Raw genomic sequence first — 20,940 nt, 5'->3', positions numbered from 1 at the left:
AAAAAGAAGATCAACCGGTCTTCTTTTTGTTATTTTTACGAATAGATAAGAGAGTAGAAAAAGAAATGGAGTTTCTTATGAAAATTGATAACTATGAAATCTATAAACTGCGCAAAGCTGGACTGACCAATCAACAGATTTTAACTGTTCTTGAATATGATGAGACTGTAGATCAGGAGCTCTTGCTAGGTGACATTGCTGAAATCTCTGGGTGCCGCAATCCTGCAGTTTTTATGGAACGCTATTTCCAGATAGATGATGCGCAGTTGGAGAAGGAGTTTCAAAAATTCCCATCCTTTTCTATTCTTGATGACTGTTATCCTTGGGATCTGAGTGAGATTTATGATGCTCCAGCGCTCTTGTTTTATAAAGGAAATCTGGACTTGTTAAAGTTTCCGAAAGTTGCTGTTGTAGGGAGTCGTTCATGTTCTAGTCAGGGAGCAAAATCGGTTCAGAAAGTCATTCAAGGTTTGGAAAACGAGTTAATCGTGGTCAGTGGTTTAGCCAAAGGGATTGATACGGCTGCCCATATGGCTGCACTCCAGAATGGAGGAAGAACAATTGCAGTGATTGGAACAGGATTGGATGTTTTTTATCCTCGATCCAATAAACGTTTGCAGGAACACATTGGCAATCACCATTTAGTACTTAGCGAGTACGGACCTGGTGAGGAACCCTTGAAATTTCACTTTCCAGCTCGTAATCGCATCATTGCTGGCCTTTGCCGTGGTGTGATCGTTGCAGAGGCAAGGATGCGTTCTGGTAGTCTTATTACCTGTGAGCGAGCTATGGAAGAAGGACGCGATGTTTTTGCTATTCCAGGAAACATTTTAGATGGCCATTCAGATGGCTGTCACCACCTGATTCAAGAGGGAGCAAAACTGATTAGTAGCGGTCAAGATGTGCTGGATGAGTTTGAATTTTAAGGAGAAGTTTGTTCACTCAGATAAACTTTTCTTCTTATATATAGGACTTAGGTCTTGACAGTTATGGCAAAATGGTTTACACTTTATAAAGTTTATTACTTTGAAAAGGTGTGATAGTGTGGCTACGGCAACAAAGAAGAAAAAATCAACAGTTAAAAAAAATCTAGTCATCGTAGAGTCGCCTGCTAAGGCGAAAACGATTGAGAAATATCTAGGCAGAAATTACAAGGTTCTAGCCAGTGTTGGGCATATTCGTGATTTGAAAAAATCCAGTATGTCCGTCGATATTGAAAATAATTACGAACCGCAATATATCAATATCCGAGGAAAAGGTCCTCTCATCAATGACTTGAAAAAAGAAGCTAAAAAAGCTAATAAAGTCTTTCTGGCGAGTGACCCGGACCGTGAAGGAGAAGCGATTTCCTGGCATTTGGCTCACATTCTCAACTTGGATGAAAATGATGCCAACCGTGTGGTCTTTAATGAAATCACCAAAGACGCAGTAAAAAATGCCTTTAAAGAACCGCGCAAGATTGATATGGACTTGGTCGACGCCCAACAAGCTCGTCGTGTCTTGGACCGCTTGGTAGGCTATTCGATTTCGCCAATTTTGTGGAAAAAGGTCAAGAAGGGCTTATCAGCAGGGCGTGTGCAGTCGGTTGCTCTTAAACTCATCATTGACCGTGAAAATGAAATCAATGCCTTCCAACCGGAAGAATACTGGACAATTGATGGTGTCTTTAAGAAGGGGACCAAGCAATTTCAGGCTTCATTCTATGGTATGAATGGCAAAAAGATGAAATTGACTACCAACGAAGAAGTCAAAGAAGCCTTGTCCCATTTGACTAGTAAAGATTTCACAGTTGACCAGGTAGATAAGAAAGAACGCAAACGCAATGCACCCCTACCTTATACGACTTCAACCATGCAAATGGATGCTGCTAACAAAATCAATTTCCGTACTCGAAAGACCATGATGGTGGCTCAACAGCTCTATGAAGGGATCAATATCGGATCAGGTGTGCAAGGTTTGATTACCTATATGCGTACAGACTCGACTCGTATTAGTCCAGTAGCTCAGAACGAAGCGGCAAGCTACATTAACGACCGTTTTGGTAGCAAGTATTCCAAGCATGGTAGCAGGGTCAAGAATGCCTCAGGTGCTCAAGATGCCCACGAAGCCATTCGTCCATCTAGTGTCTTTAATACACCTGAAAGCATCGCTAAGTACTTGGACAAAGACCAGCTCAAACTTTATACCCTTATCTGGAACCGTTTTGTGGCAAGCCAGATGACGGGCGCTATCTTTGATACCATGGCTGTTAAGCTTTCTCAAAATGGGGTTCAGTTTGCAGCGAATGGAAGCCAAGTTAAGTTTGATGGTTATCTTGCTATCTACAATGACTCTGACAAGAACAAAATGTTGCCAGATATGGCTGTTGGAGATGTGGTCAAGCAGGTCAATAGCAAGCCAGAACAACATTTCACTCAACCGCCAGCTCGCTATTCAGAAGCGACTCTTATCAAGACCTTGGAAGAAAATGGTGTTGGACGTCCTTCAACTTACGCTCCGACCATTGAAACTATCCAAAAACGTTACTACGTTCGTCTGGCAGCCAAACGTTTTGAACCAACAGAGTTGGGAGAAATTGTCAATAAACTCATCGTTGAATATTTCCCAGATATCGTAAACGTGACCTTCACAGCTGAAATGGAAGGAAAACTGGATGATGTCGAAGTTGGTAAAGAGCAGTGGCAACGGGTTATTGACGAATTTTATAAACCATTCTCCAAAGAAGTAGCCAAGGCTGAATCCGAAATGGAAAAAATCCAGATCAAGGATGAGCCAGCTGGGTTTGACTGTGAAGTTTGTGGCAGTCCAATGGTGATTAAGCTCGGTCGTTTTGGTAAATTCTATGCTTGTAGTAATTTCCCAGACTGCCGTCATACTCAGGCAATTGTCAAAGAGATTGGAGTCGAGTGTCCAAGCTGTCATCAAGGACAAATCATCGAACGCAAAACCAAGCGCAATCGTATCTTCTATGGTTGCAATCGTTACCCAGAATGTGAGTTTACTTCCTGGGACAAACCAATTGGCCGTGACTGTCCAAAATGCGGACACTTCCTTGTGGAGAAAAAAGTCCGTGGTGGTGGTAAGCAGGTTGTATGTAGTAATGGCGACTACGAAGAGGAAAAAATTAAATAAAATGCAGAGCCCTGAAAATGAATTTCAGGCTCTTTTTTGTTGAGGCTTGACAAATTTCCCCCTTGTATGCGAAACTAGAGGAAGAGTAATTTATCTAGGAGAAATCATGCGTCTCATTTACCTCAGTATTGGCTTTATTTCACTGGCTTTAGCTGTTATTGGAGTTGTCCTACCACTTTTACCAACAACTCCCTTTCTTTTGTTAGCTATCGCTTGCTTTTCAAAATCTTCTAAGCGTTTTGAAGATTGGCTTTATCATACAAAGCTTTATCAGACTTATGTAGCTGATTTTCGGGAAACCAAGTCAATCGCGCGAGAACGTAAGAAAAAAATCATCGTATCTATCTATATCTTGATGGGGATTTCTATTTATGTTGCCCCTCTTTTACCAGTCAAAATTGGTCTGGGAGCCTTGACTGTCTTTATCACCTACTATCTCTTTAAAGTCATTCCTGACAAAGAATAGATAAAAATAGTAGTTATTTGCCTTGATAAAAATGAAAGTATATTTAAAATAATATGATATAATAAATTTAAAGAAAACATCAAGGAGAATCAAATGATTTACGAATTTTGTGCTGAAAATGTGACCTTGCTTGAAAAAGCGATGCAGGCTGGAGCTCGTCGAATCGAACTTTGTGACAATCTAGCAGTGGGAGGAACAACACCTAGCTATGGAGTAACCAAGGCAGCGGTTGAACTGGCAGCTAACTACGACACCACTATCATGACTATGATTCGTCCCCGTGGTGGCGACTTTGTCTATACTGATCCTGAAATAGAGATCATGCTAGAAGATATTCGTTTGACTGCGCAAGCTGGAAGCCAAGGTGTTGTATTTGGTGCTTTAACTGCTGATAAGAAGTTGGATAAGACTAATCTTGAGAAGTTGATTGCCGCATCTAAAGGAATGGAAATTGTCTTTCACATGGCCTTTGATGAATTGAGTGATGAAGACCAGTTGGAAGCCATTGACTGGCTCAGCCAAGCCGGTGTCACTCGTATCTTGACTCGTGCTGGTCTATCTGGCGACTCGCTAGAAAAACGTTTTGATCACTATCACAGAATTCTAGAACATGCTGCTGGTAAAATTGAAATTCTACCAGGTGGGGGAATTGACTTGGACAACCGCCAAATCTTTATCGACCAGCTAGGCGTGACACAATTACATGGGACTAAGGTTGTCTTTTAAAAAATAGAAAGGAACTGCTAGCTTTTGGTAGCAGTTTTCACTTATGTTTGAAATTTTTAAATCTTACCAGTTTAATCAAGAAAAAGCCAGTGTCTACGGTTTTATAGAAAATGAGGGAGTCTGGACCTACAGTTTCCAGATTTTAGATGGAGACTTTGTCATGACTGTGTCCATCACAACGGATAATGTGAGCTTTCAAGTTTTTGATCAGGAGACTGGTGACCTCTATCCTCAAGTACATATGGAAAGCATGAGAGGGACTTTTGTCGGATGTGTTCGTCAAGCTTGTTTGGAGATTCTCTATCAGGTTCGTCAGTCCTGTTTTGACGTGCAAGATTTTATCTGTCCCCAGACCAAGCGTATCATGGCTCAGGTTCAGAAAAAATATGGCAATCAGTTGGAATATCTATGGGAAAAATCACCTGATACAGCAGTATTACGTCATGAAGACAGTAAAAAGTGGTATGCTGTTATGATGAGAATCCCATGGGATAAGCTGGAAAAGGGGAGAGAAGGGCTAGTCGAAGCAGTCAACCTCAAACACGATCAAGTAGCTGATTTACTTTCACAAAAAGGCATTTATCCTGCCTTTCATATGAACAAACGCTACTGGATTAGTCTTGCTCTTGATGATACTTTATCGGATGATGACGTTCTAGATTTGCTAGAAATCAGTTGGAATTTGACATTGAAAAAATAAAGAAATTCCCTTTTATTTTCAAATACTTTCAATTAGCAAAATATTCTTTACTGAAGAAATTTTCAGAAAATATTGGATTTTTTCTTGACAAGTGTTTTTAGCTATGCTAAAATACTAAACAAGATATCAAACGAAGGAGAAAGTCAAACATGAAAACAGCTAAGTTTAATCAATTTGCTTTGTTGTTGAGGTACTCGGGCTAGTGCAAAAGCATTAGTCCTGTTTGGCTTACCAAGCGGGAGTAAATCAACATCTCGCTTGGGCTTCTGAGCGAGATGTTTTTTTAAAACCACATTTGGAAAAGGGGAAATCTTATGCGTAAAGTTGAATTTTTTGATACAAGCCTTCGTGATGGGGAACAAACACCTGGTGTTAACTTCTCAATAAAGGAAAAAGTTTCCATTGCAAGACAGCTGGAGAAATGGGGAATTTCTGTAATTGAAGCTGGTTTTCCAGCTGCTAGTCCAGATTCATTTATAGCCGTTCAAGAAATTGCTAGAGCCATGAAAAAAACAGCAGTGACAGGATTAGCTCGTTCTGTAAAATCTGATATTGATGCTTGTTATGAGGCTCTTAAGGATGCCAAGTATCCACAAATTCATGTCTTTATCGCTACTAGTCCGATTCACCGCAAGTATAAGCTCAATAAGAGCAAGGAAGAGATTTTAGAAGCTATCAAGGAACATGTTTCTTACGCACGTTCTAAGTTTGAAATCGTCGAATTCTCTCCCGAAGATGCGACTAGAACAGAGTTGGATTTCCTCTTGCAAGTCGTTCAAACAGCGGTCGATGCAGGTGCATCTTATATCAATATCCCTGACACAGTTGGCTTTACGACTCCAGAAGAGTTTGCACGTATCTTTGATTACTTGACTGAAAATATTAAATCAGATCATAAAGTTGTCTTTGGTGTTCACTGTCACGATGATCTCGGTATGGCAACTGCAAATACTTTGATAGCAATTAAACACGGTGCTGGACGTGTCCAGGGAACTATTAATGGTATCGGTGAACGCGCAGGTAATGTTGCTCTTGAAGAAGTAGCTGTTGCTTTGAAGATTCGTGAGGATTTCTTCCAAGCAACTAGTGATATTGTTTTGGATGAAACAATGAATACGTCTGAAATGGTTTCTCGCTTCTCTGGTATTCCAGTTCCTAAAAACAAGGCTGTGGTTGGTGGTAATGCCTTCTCCCACGAGTCTGGTATTCACCAAGATGGAGTCCTTAAAAATCCTCTCACTTATGAGATCATCACACCTGAATTGGTCGGTGTTAAGAGTAATAGTCTTCCGCTTGGTAAATTGTCTGGTCGCCATGCCTTTGTTGAAAAACTAAGAGAACTGGCCCTAGATTATACAGAAGAGGATATCAAACCACTCTTTGCTAAGTTCAAGGCGTTGGCCGATAAGAAACAAGAAATCACAGATGCAGATATTCGAGCTCTGGTCGCTGGTACCATGGTTGAAAATCCAGAAGGCTTCCACTTTGATGATTTACAACTTCAAACCCATGCAGACAATGACATCGAGGCGCTCGTTAGCCTAGCCAATATGGATGGTGAGAAGGTCAAGTTCAATGCGACAGGACAAGGCTCTGTTGAAGCAATCTTTAATGCTATCGATAAGTTCTTTAACCAATCTGTCCGCTTGGTATCCTATACCATTGATGCTGTGACAGATGGAATTGATGCTCAAGCTCGTGTCTTGGTTACTGTTGAAAACAGAGATACAGAAACCATATTTAACGCAGCAGGTCTTGACTTCGATGTATTGAAGGCTTCGGCTATTGCTTATATCAATGCCAATACTTTTGTTCAAAAAGAGAATGCAGGTGAGATGGGGCGTAGCGTTTCCTACCGAGACATGCCTAGTGTGTAAAGGAGAAGACTATGACAAAGAAAATAGTAGCTCTAGCAGGGGACGGAATCGGTCCAGAAATCATGGAAGCTGGTTTAGCAGTTCTAGAAGCTCTAGCTTCAAAAACAGGCTTTGACTATGAGATAGATAGATGCCCCTTTGGAGGTGCTGGGATTGACGCAGCAGGACATCCCTTACCTGATGAAACTCTTAAAGCATGTAGAGAAGCAGACGCCATCCTTCTGGCGGCCATCGGTAGTCCCCAGTATGATGGCGCAGTGGTTCGGCCTGAACAGGGCTTGCTTACTCTCCGTAAGGGACTCAATCTCTACGCCAACATTCGCCCAGTTAAGATTTTTGAGAGTCTCAAGCATTTGTCACCTCTCAAACCTGAACGAATTGCGGGTGTGGACTTTGTCGTGGTGCGTGAGTTGACAGGAGGTATTTACTTCGGTGATCATATTCTTGAAGAGCGAAAAGCGCGTGATATCAACGACTACAGTTATGAGGAAGTGGAGCGAATTCTTCGCAAGGCCTTTGAGATTGCAAGAAATCGCAGAAAAATCGTTACTAGCATCGATAAGCAAAATGTTCTGGCAACCTCAAAACTCTGGCGCAAAGTAGCTGAGGAGGTTGCAAAGGATTTCCCAGATGTAGTTTTGGAACACCAGTTGGTAGACTCAGCTGCCATGCTTATGATTACAAATCCTGCCAAGTTTGATGTCATTGTGACGGAGAATCTTTTCGGAGATATCTTATCTGATGAATCAAGTGTTCTATCAGGCACACTTGGCGTCATGCCATCAGCTAGTCATTCTGAAAAAGGGCCAAGTCTTTATGAACCTATTCATGGTTCGGCACCTGATATTGCAGGTCAAGGAATTGCCAATCCTATTTCCATGATTTTATCAGTTGCCATGATGCTGAGAGATAGTTTTGGGCGTTCTGAGGATGCAGGGAGTATCGAACAAGCTGTAGAAGCCAGTTTGGCAGCAGGAATTTTAACGAGAGATATAGGAGGACAGGCTTCTACCAAGGAAATGACGGAAGCCATCATTGAAAGACTATGAAGATAAACGAAGGAATCACTCTTACCCTTTTGATTTGGAATTTGCTGATTTTCTTGATTTATGGCATTGACAAATCCAAGGTAAGGAGAGGTGCTTGGCGCATCCCAGAGAAAATTCTCTTGACGATAGCACTTGTCTGTGGTGGATTTGGTGCTTGGCTAGCAGGAATGACCTTTCACCACAAGACTCGAAAATGTTATTTTAAAACGGTTTGGTTCCTTGGGATGGTAACCACACTAGTAGCCCTATATTTCATTTGGAGGTAATGGATGGCAGGAAAATCGATTTTTGATAAACTATGGGACCGCCATGTCATCACAGGAGAAGAGGGGCAGCCCCAACTCATGTATGTGGATCAACACTATATCCACGAGGTGACCAGTCCTCAGGCTTTTCAAGGATTACGAGATGCAGGCCGCAGATTGAGACGACCAGACTTGACATTTGGGACCTTTGACCACAATGTTCCAACCGTCAATATCTACGATATTCGAGATGTGATTTCTAAAGCACAAATTGACAAACTAGCTGAAAATGTTGAGGAGTTTGGGATTGAACATGCAGCCCACGGTTCTGAAAAGCAAGGTATCGTTCACATGGTTGGACCAGAAACTGGAAGAACTCAACCAGGAAAATTCATCGTCTGTGGAGACAGCCATACGGCTACTCACGGAGCTTTCGGAGCTATCGCCTTTGGGATTGGGACCAGTGAAGTCGAGCATGTCTTTGCGACCCAGACACTCTGGCAGGTCAAACCCAAGAAAATGTTAGTTGAATTCACAGGTGTACCTCAAAAGGGAGTTTATTCCAAGGATTACATTCTCGCCTTGATTGCCAAGTATGGTGTCGCCTGTGGTGTTGGTTATGTGGTGGAATATCGTGGGGAAGCGATTGATGCTTTGACCATGGAAGAGCGAATGACCATCTGCAATATGTCCATCGAGTTTGGTTCTAAGATGGGGATCATGAATCCAGATCAGACGACTTATGACTATCTCAAGGGACGGGAATGTGTTCCAAAGGATTTTGAAGAGGCTGTGGCGGATTGGAAAATAATTGTCAGTGATGAGGATGCTATTTACGATAAGGTTATCCGGATGGATGTCTCAGATTTGGCTCCTATGGTGACTTGGGGAACCAATCCTGCTATGGGGGTTGACTTTGACAGTAGCTTCCCAGAAATTAAGGATATGAATGATGAGCGAGCTTATAATTACATGAACTTGGAGCCTGGTCAAAAGCCAGCGGATATTGAACTAGGTTATATTTTTATCGGGTCTTGTACCAATGCTCGTCTCAGCGATTTACAGCTAGCTGCGCGGTTTGTGAAAGGGAAGAAAATTGCTCCCAATCTAACAGCAATCGTGGTACCTGGATCTCGTCCAGTAAAACGAGCTGCTGAGAAGTTGGGTTTGGACAAGGTCTTCTTAGACGCTGGCTTTGAGTGGCGAGACCCAGGTTGCTCAATGTGCCTAGGGATGAATCCTGACAAGGTTCCTGATGGGGTCCACTGTGCCTCAACCAGTAACCGCAACTTTGAAGACAGACAAGGATTTGGTGCTAAAACCCATCTCTGCAGTCCAGCCATGGCAGCGGCGGCAGCTATTGCAGGGCGTTTCGTAGATGTTCGGCAAATGCCAGAGGCCCAGTAAGGAGAGGATATGGAGAAATTTACAGTTTATACGGGAACGACCGTTCCTCTCATGAATGATAACATCGACACCGACCAAATTCTACCCAAGCAGTTTCTCAAGTTAATTGATAAAAAAGGTTTTGGTAAGTACCTCATGTATGCTTGGCGATATTTGGACGATAAGTATACTGAGGACCCAGACTTTGTCTTTAACAGACCTGAATATCGAAAAGCTAGTATTCTCATCTCAGGGGATAACTTTGGCGCAGGGTCTTCCAGAGAACACGCAGCTTGGGCTCTAGCGGACTATGGCTTTAAGGTCGTGATTGCAGGGTCTTTTGGAGATATTCATTACAATAATGAACTCAATAATGGTATGTTGCCTATTGTTCAGCCTAGAGAGGTTAGAGAAAAATTAGCCAAGCTACAAGCAAGCGACCGGGTAACTGTGGACTTGGAACAACAAAAAATCATTTCACCAGTTGGAGAATTCGCTTTCGAAATAGATAGCGAGTGGAAACACAAGCTCTTAAATGGTTTGGATGATATCAGTATTACTTTGCAGTATGAAGATTTGATTGCTGCCTATGAAAAACAACGTCCAGCCTACTGGCAGGATTAGAAAAATAGAAAAGGACATATAGAACTATGACAAAACACATTCAATGGAACGGAACACTTTCTCAAGAAGGCTATGACATTTTAAAAGGTGAGGGCGGATGTATTGTTTGTCCTACAAAAGTTGGTTACATTATCATGACGAGCGACAAGGCAGGACTTGAGCGTAAGTTCGCAGCCAAAGAACGTAACCGTAACAAACCAGGTGTCGTTCTCTGTGGTAGCATGGATGAGCTTCGAGCTTTAGCACAACTCAACTCAGAAATTGAAGCCTTCTATCAAAAACATTGGGACGAAGACATTCTACTTGGTTGTATCCTTCCATGGAAACCAGAAGCTTTTGAAAAACTCAAAGCATATGGTGATGGCCGTGAAGAACTTATGACTGACGTTCGTGGTACTAGCTGTTTTGTCATTAAATTTGGTAAAGCTGGTGAACAACTGGCTGCTAAACTTTGGGAAGAAGGTAAAATGGTCTACGCCTCATCAGCTAACCCATCTGGAAAAGGAAACCGCGGTAAGGTGGAAGGTATCGGAGAACGTATAGAAGGAGCAGTGGACCTTGTCATCGAGGCAGACGACTATGTGGCATCTATCCAACCTGATAAAACGATTGAAACGCGCTACGAGCAAGGTGTGATGGTGTCTATGGTTGATAAAGATGGTAAGCTCATCCCAGAACAAGGAGGAGACCGTTCAATCTCACCAGCTCCAGTTGTTATCCGCAAAGGGCTTGACATTGATAAAATCATGATGCACCTGTCAGATACCTTTAACTCATGGGATTACCGTCAGGGTGAGTATTATTAATATTGAAAAGAAGTCTAGTGTTAAGAGACATTGAAGCTCCTAACGCTGGGCTTTTTGTTTAGAATTTCTTTTCTTTTTTTATAGGATATGATATGCTAGAGATGAACTATATATTAATAGGACTTACTTGTGAAAGTAAAAAGGAGTATTCAAATGAACAGTGAACAAAATAACTATTTTTTTGTTGGTACAAAATTTGGTGATGATGATTATCTTGAATATTTTATGAAAGAAGGAAAGTGGGAATTAGGATGGCATAATAACGAGGAAAATAAACAGTATCAAAGAATGTTAAAGTTGTTTAATAAAATTAAACCAGGTGACGTTTTATTTGCTAAATCCACATATGTCAAAAAGAAGAATGTACCTTTTGTAAAGAAAGATGATTTAAAGGTTTCTGTGATGAAAATTCGTGGAATGGCGACTGTTAAAGAGGTTTTAGATGATGGGCATACCATTATTGTTGATTGGAAAAAAGAGTATATAGAGAGGGAGTGGTTTTTCTTTACGGGGCAAGAAACAATATGGTTTCCATCAGATATTAAGTATCGAACTAAAGAGACTAACCAGTTAATAAAATTTGCTGCAAGTGATGAAATCATAATTCAAGACTATGACTATTTTTTGAATCATCCTAATTGGAAAAAGTATAAAAAATTAGAAAGTGAAACTATGTTAAGGAATGATTTTTTATTTAATTATAGTGGTATATTAAAAAAATCCAAAAACCTCATCCTCCGCGGTGCTCCTGGCACAGGAAAAACTTATCTTGCTAAAGAAATTGCCAAAGAATTAACGGGTGGCAACGAAGACCAAATCGAATTTGTACAGTTTCACCCTTCCTATGATTATACGGATTTTGTAGAGGGGTTGAGACCAATCCTGGTAAATGATGGACAGATTAACTTTGGCTTGCAGGACGGCATTTTTAAGAAATTTTGTCAGAAGGCTAAAGAAGCTCAAAAAACTGGAGGCCAAGATAATTTTGAGGAAGCGTGGGGTAAGCTAACGGATGCTATCAATGAAAAGCAAGGACAATACCTCTTCCCTCGTAGTTCTGTTCCAGCCAGTTTAAATAGTCAAGGGAATGTGAAGTTTGATTCTCCTGTTGCTACCAAAGAAAAAGTGTATCTTTTGTATAAGGGTGAAGATACTAATTTAAAGTACGAAACTTATCAAAAAATTGTTTTGGATCACATGAAAGAAAGTTATGGATTATGCGATTATGTATCTCCAACGATTGACACTGACAAGAAATTCGTCTTCATCATTGATGAAATCAATCGTGGAGAGATTTCTAAGATTTTTGGTGAACTCTTTTTCTCTATCGACCCTGGTTATCGTGGCGAAAGGGGGAGTGTTTCCACCCAGTATGCTAATTTACATGAGACGGATGACAAGTTTTATATTCCTGAGAATGTCTACATCATCGGAACAATGAATGATATTGACCGTTCAGTAGATACCTTTGATTTTGCTATGCGTCGTCGTTTCCGTTTTGTTGAAGTTACTGCTGAAAGCCAAGTTGCTATGTTGGATAAAGAACTAGATATCCATGCAGAAGAAGCAAAACTTCGTTTAAGAAATTTGAATGCTGCTATTGAAAACGTTCAGGAGCTAAACAGTCATTATCATATTGGACCAAGTTATTTCCTTAAGTTGAAGGATGTAGACTTTGACTATGAATTACTCTGGTCTGATTATCTCAAACCACTTTTGGAAGATTATGTACGTGGTTCCTATGAGGAATATGAAAGTCTGGAAACATTGAAAAAAGCATTTGATATAACAAATAACGAGCAAATAGAACCGCAAGATACTGGTGATAATGATGCGGATAACTGATAATCAGCATAGAATTGCTAAAGAAAACTTTATCACAGAATATCCCAACCTAAGTCAAGCCCTTCTTGATAGAACACTGGACAACCTTTCTAAAGAGGACAATATCTTTATTTTTCCAAATGATTTGAAGAATTCTTCTGACTTAGAAAGAGACCAAAAAATCTTTGAAACGGTCAATCAGGAAATTAAGACAGGAAATGTAATTGGTTTTCTGGGCTATGGCCAGGAAAGATTAACGATCTCCTTGCGTTTTTCTGATGAAAGAAACGACCATTTTTTGCATTATCTTTTACAAAAGGTTCTCAATATCAATCTGACTAGTTTGGATGTCGGTCTATCTCCCGAAGATAAGCTCTATCAACTCTTGATTTACCTCTTTCCCAAGTATTTACAAGCTGCTCTCAGAAAAGGTCTCTATAAGGAGTACCAGCGATTTTTTCATAACGATAGTCATGTAAAGGGTGTACTAGATGTTGGAAATCATCTGAAAAAAAATCTCCCTTTTATGGGAAATATCACCTATACAACTAGAGAGTTCACCTATGATAATCCACTCATGCAATTGATTCGGCATGCGATTGAGTACATAAAGACCCAAAAAAGTTTCGGAGCTTTACTTGATAATAATCGTGAAACTATAGCTGAAATTATCCGTGTAACTCCGTCTTATAAACTCGCTGATCGTGCTAAGATTATTCGGGGAAATCAATCTAAACCTATACGTCATGCATACTTTCACGAGTACAGAAAGTTGCAAGAGCTTTGCCTGATGATCCTAAATAGAGAAAAGCATGGTTTAGGCTACCAAGAGCAAAAAATCCACGGTATTCTTTTTGATGTTTCCTGGCTTTGGGAAGAGTATGTTTACACCTTGTTGCCAAAAGGTTTCATCCATCCACGGAATAAAGAAAAGCTAGGTGGTATTTCAGTATTTTCTAATCGTGAAAGAAAAGTATTTCCAGATTTTTATCATAAAGAGTTAAAAATAGTTTTAGATGCTAAATATAAAAAACTGGAATTCACTGAAAAAGGAATAAACCGTGAGGACTTGTTCTAACTGATTTCCTATTCTTATATTTTAAAAGCTGAGAAGGCTGGACTGATTTTTCCTAGTATGGAGCAGTCAGTAAATAGTGAAATAGGAAAAGTAGCTGGCTATGGAGCTCAATTGAAGAAGTGGTCTATTCGAATCCCTCAGAATGCCTCATCCTATAGTGCATTTTGTAAAATGATGGAAAACTCCGCAGAAATTTTTAAAGCGATTATTGATGAAGAAGTGGGGAGAAAGTAATCTCTTCGCTTTTTTGCTATTTATATAAGTAATTTCCGAACGATATTATTTGATTGTTGAAAATATTTGACAAAAACTGTACTTTGGTTTATAATAAATCAAGGAAACGTCAGAGAAGACGTAGGGGTGCGCAAGCATAGGTAGGTCATTATAAAAGAAACGAGACATCGATATGTTAAATGAATTTCCAATTTTTGATTACGAAGATATTCAGTTGATCCCAAACAAATGTGTGATTAAAAGCCGTACAGAAGCAGATACGAGTGTCACACTTGGAAATCACACTTTCAAACTACCTGTTGTACCAGCCAATATGCAGACGATTTTGGATGAGGATGTTGCAGAGCAATTGGCTAAAGGCGGATACTTCTACATTATGCACCGTTTTGATGAAGAGGGGCGCATTCCTTTTATCAAGCGCATGCACGATCAAGGGCTCATTGCTTCCATTTCTGTCGGTGTCAAGGACTACGAGTATGATTTTGTTAGCCGACTCAAGGCTGATGCTCCTGAGTATATCACGATTGACATTGCCCATGGTCATGCGGATAGCGTGATTTCTATGATCCAACATATCAAGAAAGAATTACCAAATACTTTTGTCATTGCTGGCAACGTAGGAACACCAGAAGCTGTTCGTGAATTGGAAAATGCCGGTGCGGATGCTACTAAGGTTGGAATCGGTCCTGGTAAGGTTTGTATCACCAAGGTCAAGACTGGTTTTGGTACAGGTGGTTGGCAGTTGGCAGCACTTCGCTGGTGTGCTAAAGCGGCTCGCAAACCGATTATTGCTGATGGTGGGATTCGTACTCATGGTGATATTGCTAAGTCTATCCGTTTCGGTGCTAGCATGGTCATGATTGGTTCCCTTTTTGCAGGACACATCGAAAGCCCAGGAAAGACGATTGAAGTCGACGGAGAACAGTTCAAAGAATACTATGGTTCAGCTTCACAATATCAAAAGGGTGCTTATAAAAATGTGGAAGGTAAGCGCATCTTACTGCCTGCTAAAGGGCATTTGCAAGACACCCTTACTGAGATGGAGCAGGACTTGCAAAGTGCTATCTCTTATGCAGGTGGACGAAAGGTTGCTGACCTCAAACACGTTGATTATGTTATCGTGAAAAACTCTATCTGGAACGGGGATGCTTCCCACTAATGGACGCTTAGTCTACCCATAAAAAACTTGTTATTAGAGCAAATTTCTGTTATAATAAGACAAGTTTCCACCCTTAGTGTAATGGATATCACGTAAGATTCCGGTTCTTGAGATGGGGGTTCGATTCCCTCAGGGTGGATGTAAACAGCCTAAAAAAGCCTTATTTAAAGGCTTTTTTCTTTATATTGCCCCTAAAATTGAAAAGTTTGTTCTAAAAAATGCTCAAATCCCCTCTAGTCCCGTTTTAAAGTGACTCAGGGGGCTTTTTTTGATATAATAAAAGAGACTGTTATCAGTTAGAAAGAGGTTGGTATGAAAGAATTACAAACTGTACTAAAGAAGCGTTTTGCAATCGAATTTGCAGACAAGAATTTATTGGAAACGGCTTTTACTCATACGAGTTATGCCAATGAGCACCGCCTCTTAAAAATTTCACACAATGAGCGCTTGGAATTTTTAGGAGACGCTGTTCTGCAATTATTGATTTCAGAATATCTGTATAAAAAATATCCTAAGAAACCAGAGGGAGATTTGTCCAAACTCCGTGCTATGATTGTCCGTGAGGAGAGTTTGGCTGGTTTTGCGCGTGATTGCCAGTTTGATCAGTTTATTAAGCTAGGGAAAGGGGAAGAAAAGTCTGGTGGGCGTAATCGTGACACCATTCTTGGAGACGCCTTTGAAGCTTTTCTGGGTGCTTTGCTTTTAGACAAGGATGTTGCTAGGGTAAAAGAGTTTATCTATCAGGTCATGATCCCCAAGGTTGAAGCAGGTGACTTTGAAATGATTAAGGATTATAAGACACACCTGCAAGAGTTGCTCCAAGTCAATGGAGATGTGGATATTCGCTACCAGGTGACCTCTGAGATGGGACCTGCCCATGATAAGGTTTTTGATGTAGAAGTTCTGGTTGAGGGCAAGAGTATCGGAAAAGGTCAAGGCCGTTCTAAAAAATTGGCAGAGCAAGAGGCCGCTAAAAATGCCGTTGAGAAAGGGCTGGATTCATGTATTTAAAGGAAATTGAAATCCAGGGATTCAAGTCTTTTGCTGACAAGACCAGGGTTGTCTTTGACCAAGGTGTGACTGCTGTCGTTGGGCCAAATGGATCTGGAAAGTCAAATATCACAGAAAGTCTGCGATGGGCTTTGGGGGAGTCCAGTGTCAAGAGCCTTCGTGGTGGCAAGATGCCTGACGTTATCTTTGCTGGGACTGAAAGTCGGAAACCATTGAACTATGCTTCAGTTGTCGTGACCTTGGATAATGAAGATGGTTTTATCAAGGATGCAGGACAAGAAATCAAGGTAGAGCGCCATATCTATCGTAGTGGAGATAGTGAGTATCGAATTGATGGCAAGAAAGTCCGCTTGCGTGATATTCATGACCTCTTCTTGGATACCGGTTTGGGACGGGATTCCTTCTCCATCATTTCCCAAGGGAAGGTTGAGGAAATTTTTAACTCCAAGCCCGAAGAACGCCGTGCTATTTTTGAAGAAGCTGCGGGTGTTTTGAAATACAAGACTCGTCGAAAAGAAACAGAAAGCAAACTGCAACAAACTCAAGACAATCTCGACCGCTTAGAGGACATTATCCATGAGTTGGACAATCAAATCAAGCCCTTAGCAAAACAAGCCGAGAATGCGCGCAAGTTTCTCGACTTGGATGGTCAACGCAAGGCGATTTACTTGGATGTACTGGTTGCCCAAATTAAGGAAAACAAGACTGAACTAGAGCTAACAGAAGAAGAGCTAACGAAGGTTCAGGAACTCTTGACTAGCTATTACCAAAAGCGTCAAGAGTTAGAAGAAGAAAATCAAAGTCTTAAAAAGAAACGCCAAGATCTCCAAGCTCAAATGTCCAAAGACCAAGGAAGCTTGATGGATCTGACGAATCTGATCAGTGATTTAGAGCGAAAATTAGCTCTTTCAAAACTGGAGTCCGAGCAGGTAGCCCTCAATCAACAAGAAGCACAAGCCCGTTTGACCGCTTTGGAAGATAAGAGAAAGACTCTAAGTACAGAGAAGGCTGAAAAAGAAGCGAATTTGGCACAGTTAGAGGAAAGTCTAGATGAAAATAACAAGGAACTCAATCGTTTAGAGGCAGAATTGTTGGCTTTCTCAGACGATCCTGACCAGATGATCGAGCTCTTGCGAGAACGCTTTGTCGCTCTTTTACAAGAAGAAGCGGATGTCTCAAACCAGTTGACCCGCATAGAGAATGAACTAGAGAACAGCCGTCAGTTATCTCAAAAACAAGCAGATCAAGTTGAGAAACTGAAAGAACAACTGGCTACAGCTAAAGAGAAGGCCAGTCAAAAACAGGCTGAGCTTGAATCTGCCAAGGAGCAGGTTCAGAAATTATTGGCTGACTACCAAGCTAGTGCCAAGGAACAAGAGGAACAGAAAATTTCTTACCAAGCCCAGCAGAGCCAACTCTTTGATCGTCTGGACAGCCTCAAAAACAAGCAGGCTAGAGCCCAAAGCTTAGAAAACATTCTAAGAAATCATAGTAATTTTTATGCGGGTGTTAAGAGTATTCTTCAAGAAAAAGACCGTCTTGGTGGGATCATTGGTGCAGTCAGTGAGCATCTGGCTTTTGATGTGCATTATCAAACTGCTTTGGAGATTGCACTTGGAGCTAGCAGTCAGCATATCATCGTAGAAGATGAAAACGCGGCAACAAAGGCGATTGATTTCCTAAAACGTAACAGAGCTGGTCGTGCAACTTTTCTTCCATTGACGACTATCAAGGCACGTACGATTTCTAGTCAGAATCAAGATGCTATCGCAGCAAGTCCAGGATTTCTGGGAATGGCAGATGAGTTGGTGTCGTTTGATAAGAGACTAGAAGCCATTTTCAAAAACTTGCTTGCTACGACGGCTATCTTTGATACTGTAGAACATGCGCGTGCCGCAGCTCGCCAAGTTCGTTACCAGGTTCGTATGGTGACACTGGATGGGACAGAGTTACGCACAGGTGGTTCCTACGCGGGTGGTGCCAATCGCCAGAATAACAGTATCTTCATCAAGCCAGAGCTAGAGCAATTGCAAAAAGAAATTGCCGAAGAAGAAGCTGGTCTGCGTTCAGAAGAAGCGACTTTAAAGACCTTGCAAGATGAGATGGCAGTATTAACAGAAAGATTAGAAGCCATCAAATCTCAAGGTGAGCAAGCTCGTATCCAGGAGCAAGGTTTGTCCCTTGCTTATCAGCAAACTAGTCAGCAAGTGGAAGAGTTAGAAACTCTTTGGAAACTTCAAGAAGAGGAATTAAATCGTCTTTCTGAAGGAGATTGGCAAGCGGACAAGGAAAAATGCCAAGAGCGCCTTGCTACTATCGCAAGTGAAAAGCAAAATCTAGAAGCTGAGATTGAAGAGATTAAGTCCAATAAAAACGCTATTCAAGAACGCTATCAAAACTTGCAGGAACAAGTAGCGCAAGCACGCTTGCTTAAGTCAGAACTGCAAGGACAAAAGCGGTATGAAGTGACTGATATTGAACGCCTAGGTAAGGAACTGGAAAATCTCAATTTTGAACAAGAGGAAATCCAGCGTTTACTCCAAGAAAAGGTTGATAATCTTGAGAAGGTTGATACGGATCTGCTAAGTCAGCAGGCGGAAGAGGCCAAAACTCAGAAAACAAACCTCCAACAAGGTTTGATTCGCAAGCAGTTTGAGTTGGATGATATCGAAGGTCAACTGGATGATATTACCAGTCATTTGGACCAGGCTCGTCAGCAAAATGAGGAGTGGATTCGCAAACAAACGCGTGCTGAAGCCAAGAAAGAAAAGGTCAGCGAACGCTTGCGCTATCTACAAGCTCAATTAACTGACCAGTACCAGATCAGCTATACTGAGGCTCTAGAAAAAGCGCATGAGTTGGAAAATCTCAATCTGGCAGAGCAAGAAGTTAAAGATCTTGAGAAGGCTATTCGCTCACTCGGTCCAGTCAATTTGGATGCTATTGACCAGTACGAAAAAGTTCACAATCGTTTGGATTTCCTAAATAGCCAACGAGATGATATTTTGTCTGCTAAAAACCTACTCCTTGAAACCATCACAGAGATGAATGATGAAGTCAAGGAACGCTTTAAATCAACCTTTGAGTCTATTCGTGAGTCCTTTAAAGTGACCTTTAGACAGATGTTTGGTGGAGGTCAGGCAGACTTGATATTAACTGAGGGCGATCTTTTAACAGCTGGTGTGGAGATTTCTGTTCAACCACCAGGTAAGAAAATCCAATCACTCAACCTCATGAGTGGTGGTGAAAAGGCCCTATCTGCTCTTGCCTTGTTGTTCTCTATCATTCGAGTCAAGACGATTCCTTTTGTTATCTTGGATGAGGTAGAGGCGGCGCTAGACGAAGCCAATGTAAAACGTTTTGGGGATTACCTCAATCGCTTTGACAAGGACAGCCAGTTTATCGTCGTAACCCACCGTAAGGGAACCATGGCGGCAGCGGATTCTATCTATGGAGTTACCATGCAAGAATCTGGTGTGTCTAAGATTGTTTCGGTGAAGTTAAAAGATTTAGAAGAAACAGTAGACTAATTACCAAACGATAGCATCTCTTAGGAGGTGCTATTTTTTAAAACTCATAGTTTGAATTGTCTATCAGGGTCAGTTCAGGCGCAAAAAACGACATTTGGGATTTCCTCTTAGCGAAAAGACAGGCTCTATGATATAATAGTTTCATGATTACAACAGTACCTATTAAGAATGAAAAAGATATTGCAGTACCAGGGAAAACAGTCCTTGTACTAGGTTATTTTGATGGTATCCACAAGGGACATCAGAAACTCTTTGAAGTGGCCAGCAAGGCTTCGATGAAGGATTATCTGCCGGTTGTCGTAATGACCTTTACAGAGTCGCCAAAACTTGCCTTACAACCTTACCAACCTGAACTCATGCTCCATATAGTCAATCACGAAGAACGGGAGCACAAGATGAAATGGCATGGAGTAGAGGCTCTTTTCTTACTGGACTTCAGTAGCAAATTTGCTAGTTTAACGGGTCAAGAATTCTTTGATACATATGTTAGAGCTTTAAAACCAGCGATTATTGTAGCAGGATTTGACTATACCTTTGGCTCAGATAAGAAAACTGCGGATGAACTGAAGGACTATTTTGATGGAGAGATCATCATTGTTCCTCCGGTAGAGGACGAAAAGGGCAAGATCAGTTCCACACGGATTCGCCAAGCTATTCTTGATGGAGATGTCAAGGAAGTCAATCATCTACTCGGCACACCGCTTCCAACCCGTGGGATGGTCGTTCACGGAAATGCTCGTGGGCGTACTATCGGTTATCCAACAGCTAATCTAGTCCTTAGAGATCGAACTTATATGCCAGCAGACGGTGTTTACGTAGTCGATATAGAAGTACAACGTCAAAGATATCGTGGGATGGCAAGTGTTGGAAAAAATGTTACTTTCGATGGAGAAGAGCCACGTTTTGAAGTCAATATTTTTGACTTTTCAGATGATATTTACGGAGAGACAGTCATGGTCTACTGGCTAGACCGTGTCCGCGATATGGTCAAATTTGACTCCATAGAAGAACTCGTAGACCAACTCCAGAAAGACGAAGAGATTGCTCGGAACTGGAAGGATGGAGAGTAAGAGTTTGCTATCAATTTGAAAGA

16 protein-coding genes, 1 tRNA gene and 1 pseudogene are annotated in these 20,940 nt (G+C 41.2%); all 18 read left to right on the top strand.

The annotated features are described in order from the left end of the window. Positions 1-77: 77 nt before the first annotated feature. On the top strand, positions 78-926 hold the full coding sequence (gene dprA, locus I2H52_RS03570; RefSeq protein WP_045617274.1) for a DNA-processing protein DprA: 849 nt from the start codon (positions 78-80) through the stop codon (positions 924-926). A gap of 118 nt (positions 927-1,044) precedes the next feature. Continuing rightward, positions 1,045-3,132 carry a type I DNA topoisomerase gene (topA, locus tag I2H52_RS03565; RefSeq protein WP_195594280.1) on the top strand — a complete coding sequence of 696 codons (2,088 nt, stop codon included), beginning with the start codon at positions 1,045-1,047 and terminating at the stop codon, positions 3,130-3,132. 106 nt (positions 3,133-3,238) lie between these two features. Next, on the top strand, positions 3,239-3,598 hold the full coding sequence (locus I2H52_RS03560) for a YbaN family protein (protein ID WP_045617271.1): 360 nt from the start codon (positions 3,239-3,241) through the stop codon (positions 3,596-3,598). A gap of 93 nt (positions 3,599-3,691) precedes the next feature. Further along, entirely contained in the window at positions 3,692-4,324 is a 633-nt protein-coding gene (locus I2H52_RS03555) for a copper homeostasis protein CutC (protein ID WP_007522104.1), read from the top strand. Between the two features lie 43 nt (positions 4,325-4,367). Then, positions 4,368-5,024, top strand: a complete 657-nt coding sequence (locus I2H52_RS03550) for an MmcQ/YjbR family DNA-binding protein (RefSeq protein WP_045617269.1) — start codon at positions 4,368-4,370, stop codon at positions 5,022-5,024. 314 nt (positions 5,025-5,338) lie between these two features. Then, on the top strand, positions 5,339-6,901 hold the full coding sequence (locus I2H52_RS03545; RefSeq protein ID WP_195594278.1) for a 2-isopropylmalate synthase: 1,563 nt from the start codon (positions 5,339-5,341) through the stop codon (positions 6,899-6,901). Between the two features lie 11 nt (positions 6,902-6,912). Next, positions 6,913-7,950: a 3-isopropylmalate dehydrogenase gene (gene leuB, locus I2H52_RS03540; RefSeq protein WP_007522100.1), complete on the top strand. Its 1,038-nt coding sequence runs from the start codon at positions 6,913-6,915 to the stop codon at positions 7,948-7,950. Further along, positions 7,947-8,216 (top strand): DUF1294 domain-containing protein, encoded by a 270-nt coding sequence (locus tag I2H52_RS03535; RefSeq protein WP_195594276.1) that lies wholly within the window; start codon positions 7,947-7,949, stop codon positions 8,214-8,216. The genes leuB and I2H52_RS03535 overlap by 4 nt, the downstream gene beginning before the upstream one ends. A gap of 3 nt (positions 8,217-8,219) precedes the next feature. After that, entirely contained in the window at positions 8,220-9,602 is a 1,383-nt protein-coding gene (gene leuC, locus I2H52_RS03530; protein ID WP_195594273.1) for a 3-isopropylmalate dehydratase large subunit, read from the top strand. 9 nt (positions 9,603-9,611) lie between these two features. Further along, positions 9,612-10,205, top strand: coding sequence for a 3-isopropylmalate dehydratase small subunit (gene leuD / locus I2H52_RS03525; RefSeq protein WP_045617261.1), 594 nt, complete (start codon positions 9,612-9,614; stop codon positions 10,203-10,205). 26 nt (positions 10,206-10,231) lie between these two features. After that, the gene (locus I2H52_RS03520) at positions 10,232-11,011 is read left to right on the top strand and encodes an L-threonylcarbamoyladenylate synthase (RefSeq protein WP_045617259.1); all 780 of its coding nucleotides are present in this window, start codon (positions 10,232-10,234) and stop codon (positions 11,009-11,011) included. Between the two features lie 153 nt (positions 11,012-11,164). After that, positions 11,165-12,856 carry an McrB family protein gene (locus I2H52_RS03515; protein ID WP_195594270.1) on the top strand — a complete coding sequence of 564 codons (1,692 nt, stop codon included), beginning with the start codon at positions 11,165-11,167 and terminating at the stop codon, positions 12,854-12,856. After that, positions 12,843-14,147 (top strand): annotated as a pseudogene (locus I2H52_RS03510) (McrC family protein). Before I2H52_RS03515 ends, I2H52_RS03510 begins: the two are co-directional and overlap by 14 nt. 172 nt (positions 14,148-14,319) lie before the next feature. After that, complete coding sequence (locus tag I2H52_RS03505; RefSeq protein ID WP_007522087.1) at positions 14,320-15,306, top strand: GMP reductase; 987 nt, start codon at positions 14,320-14,322, stop codon at positions 15,304-15,306. A 67-nt stretch (positions 15,307-15,373) separates the two neighbouring features. Further along, positions 15,374-15,445: transfer RNA gene (locus I2H52_RS03500), tRNA-Arg, on the top strand. Positions 15,446-15,618: 173 nt separating this feature from the next. Next, on the top strand, positions 15,619-16,317 hold the full coding sequence (rnc, locus tag I2H52_RS03495) for a ribonuclease III (protein ID WP_007522086.1): 699 nt from the start codon (positions 15,619-15,621) through the stop codon (positions 16,315-16,317). Then, positions 16,308-19,847 (top strand): chromosome segregation protein SMC, encoded by a 3,540-nt coding sequence (smc, locus tag I2H52_RS03490; protein WP_195594267.1) that lies wholly within the window; start codon positions 16,308-16,310, stop codon positions 19,845-19,847. Before rnc ends, smc begins: the two co-directional genes overlap by 10 nt. 143 nt (positions 19,848-19,990) lie before the next feature. Next, complete coding sequence (locus I2H52_RS03485; protein WP_195594264.1) at positions 19,991-20,917, top strand: bifunctional riboflavin kinase/FAD synthetase; 927 nt, start codon at positions 19,991-19,993, stop codon at positions 20,915-20,917. The last annotated feature ends 23 nt before the right edge of the window (positions 20,918-20,940 follow it).

Origin of the sequence: Streptococcus oralis, assembly GCF_015561235.1 — a bacterium.
Taxonomy (GTDB): Bacteria; Bacillota; Bacilli; order Lactobacillales; family Streptococcaceae; genus Streptococcus; species Streptococcus oralis_BK.
This window is presented reverse-complemented; position numbering and strand designations above follow the sequence as displayed.

What these genes read in the sequence shown, in the direction of transcription:
- dprA (WP_045617274.1), top strand. Translation starts at nt 78, where the DNA reads ATGAAAATTGATAACTATGAAATCTATAAACTGCGCAAAGCTGGACTG.
- I2H52_RS03560 (WP_045617271.1), top strand. Translation starts at nt 3,239, where the DNA reads ATGCGTCTCATTTACCTCAGTATTGGCTTTATTTCACTGGCTTTAGCT.
- I2H52_RS03555 (WP_007522104.1), top strand. Translation starts at nt 3,692, where the DNA reads ATGATTTACGAATTTTGTGCTGAAAATGTGACCTTGCTTGAAAAAGCG.
- I2H52_RS03550 (WP_045617269.1), top strand. Translation starts at nt 4,368, where the DNA reads ATGTTTGAAATTTTTAAATCTTACCAGTTTAATCAAGAAAAAGCCAGT.
- I2H52_RS03545 (WP_195594278.1), top strand. Translation starts at nt 5,339, where the DNA reads ATGCGTAAAGTTGAATTTTTTGATACAAGCCTTCGTGATGGGGAACAA.
- leuB (WP_007522100.1), top strand. Translation starts at nt 6,913, where the DNA reads ATGACAAAGAAAATAGTAGCTCTAGCAGGGGACGGAATCGGTCCAGAA.
- I2H52_RS03535 (WP_195594276.1), top strand. Translation starts at nt 7,947, where the DNA reads ATGAAGATAAACGAAGGAATCACTCTTACCCTTTTGATTTGGAATTTG.
- leuC (WP_195594273.1), top strand. Translation starts at nt 8,220, where the DNA reads ATGGCAGGAAAATCGATTTTTGATAAACTATGGGACCGCCATGTCATC.
- leuD (WP_045617261.1), top strand. Translation starts at nt 9,612, where the DNA reads ATGGAGAAATTTACAGTTTATACGGGAACGACCGTTCCTCTCATGAAT.
- I2H52_RS03520 (WP_045617259.1), top strand. Translation starts at nt 10,232, where the DNA reads ATGACAAAACACATTCAATGGAACGGAACACTTTCTCAAGAAGGCTAT.
- I2H52_RS03515 (WP_195594270.1), top strand. Translation starts at nt 11,165, where the DNA reads ATGAACAGTGAACAAAATAACTATTTTTTTGTTGGTACAAAATTTGGT.
- I2H52_RS03505 (WP_007522087.1), top strand. Translation starts at nt 14,320, where the DNA reads ATGTTAAATGAATTTCCAATTTTTGATTACGAAGATATTCAGTTGATC.
- rnc (WP_007522086.1), top strand. Translation starts at nt 15,619, where the DNA reads ATGAAAGAATTACAAACTGTACTAAAGAAGCGTTTTGCAATCGAATTT.
- smc (WP_195594267.1), top strand. Translation starts at nt 16,308, where the DNA reads ATGTATTTAAAGGAAATTGAAATCCAGGGATTCAAGTCTTTTGCTGAC.
- I2H52_RS03485 (WP_195594264.1), top strand. Translation starts at nt 19,991, where the DNA reads ATGATTACAACAGTACCTATTAAGAATGAAAAAGATATTGCAGTACCA.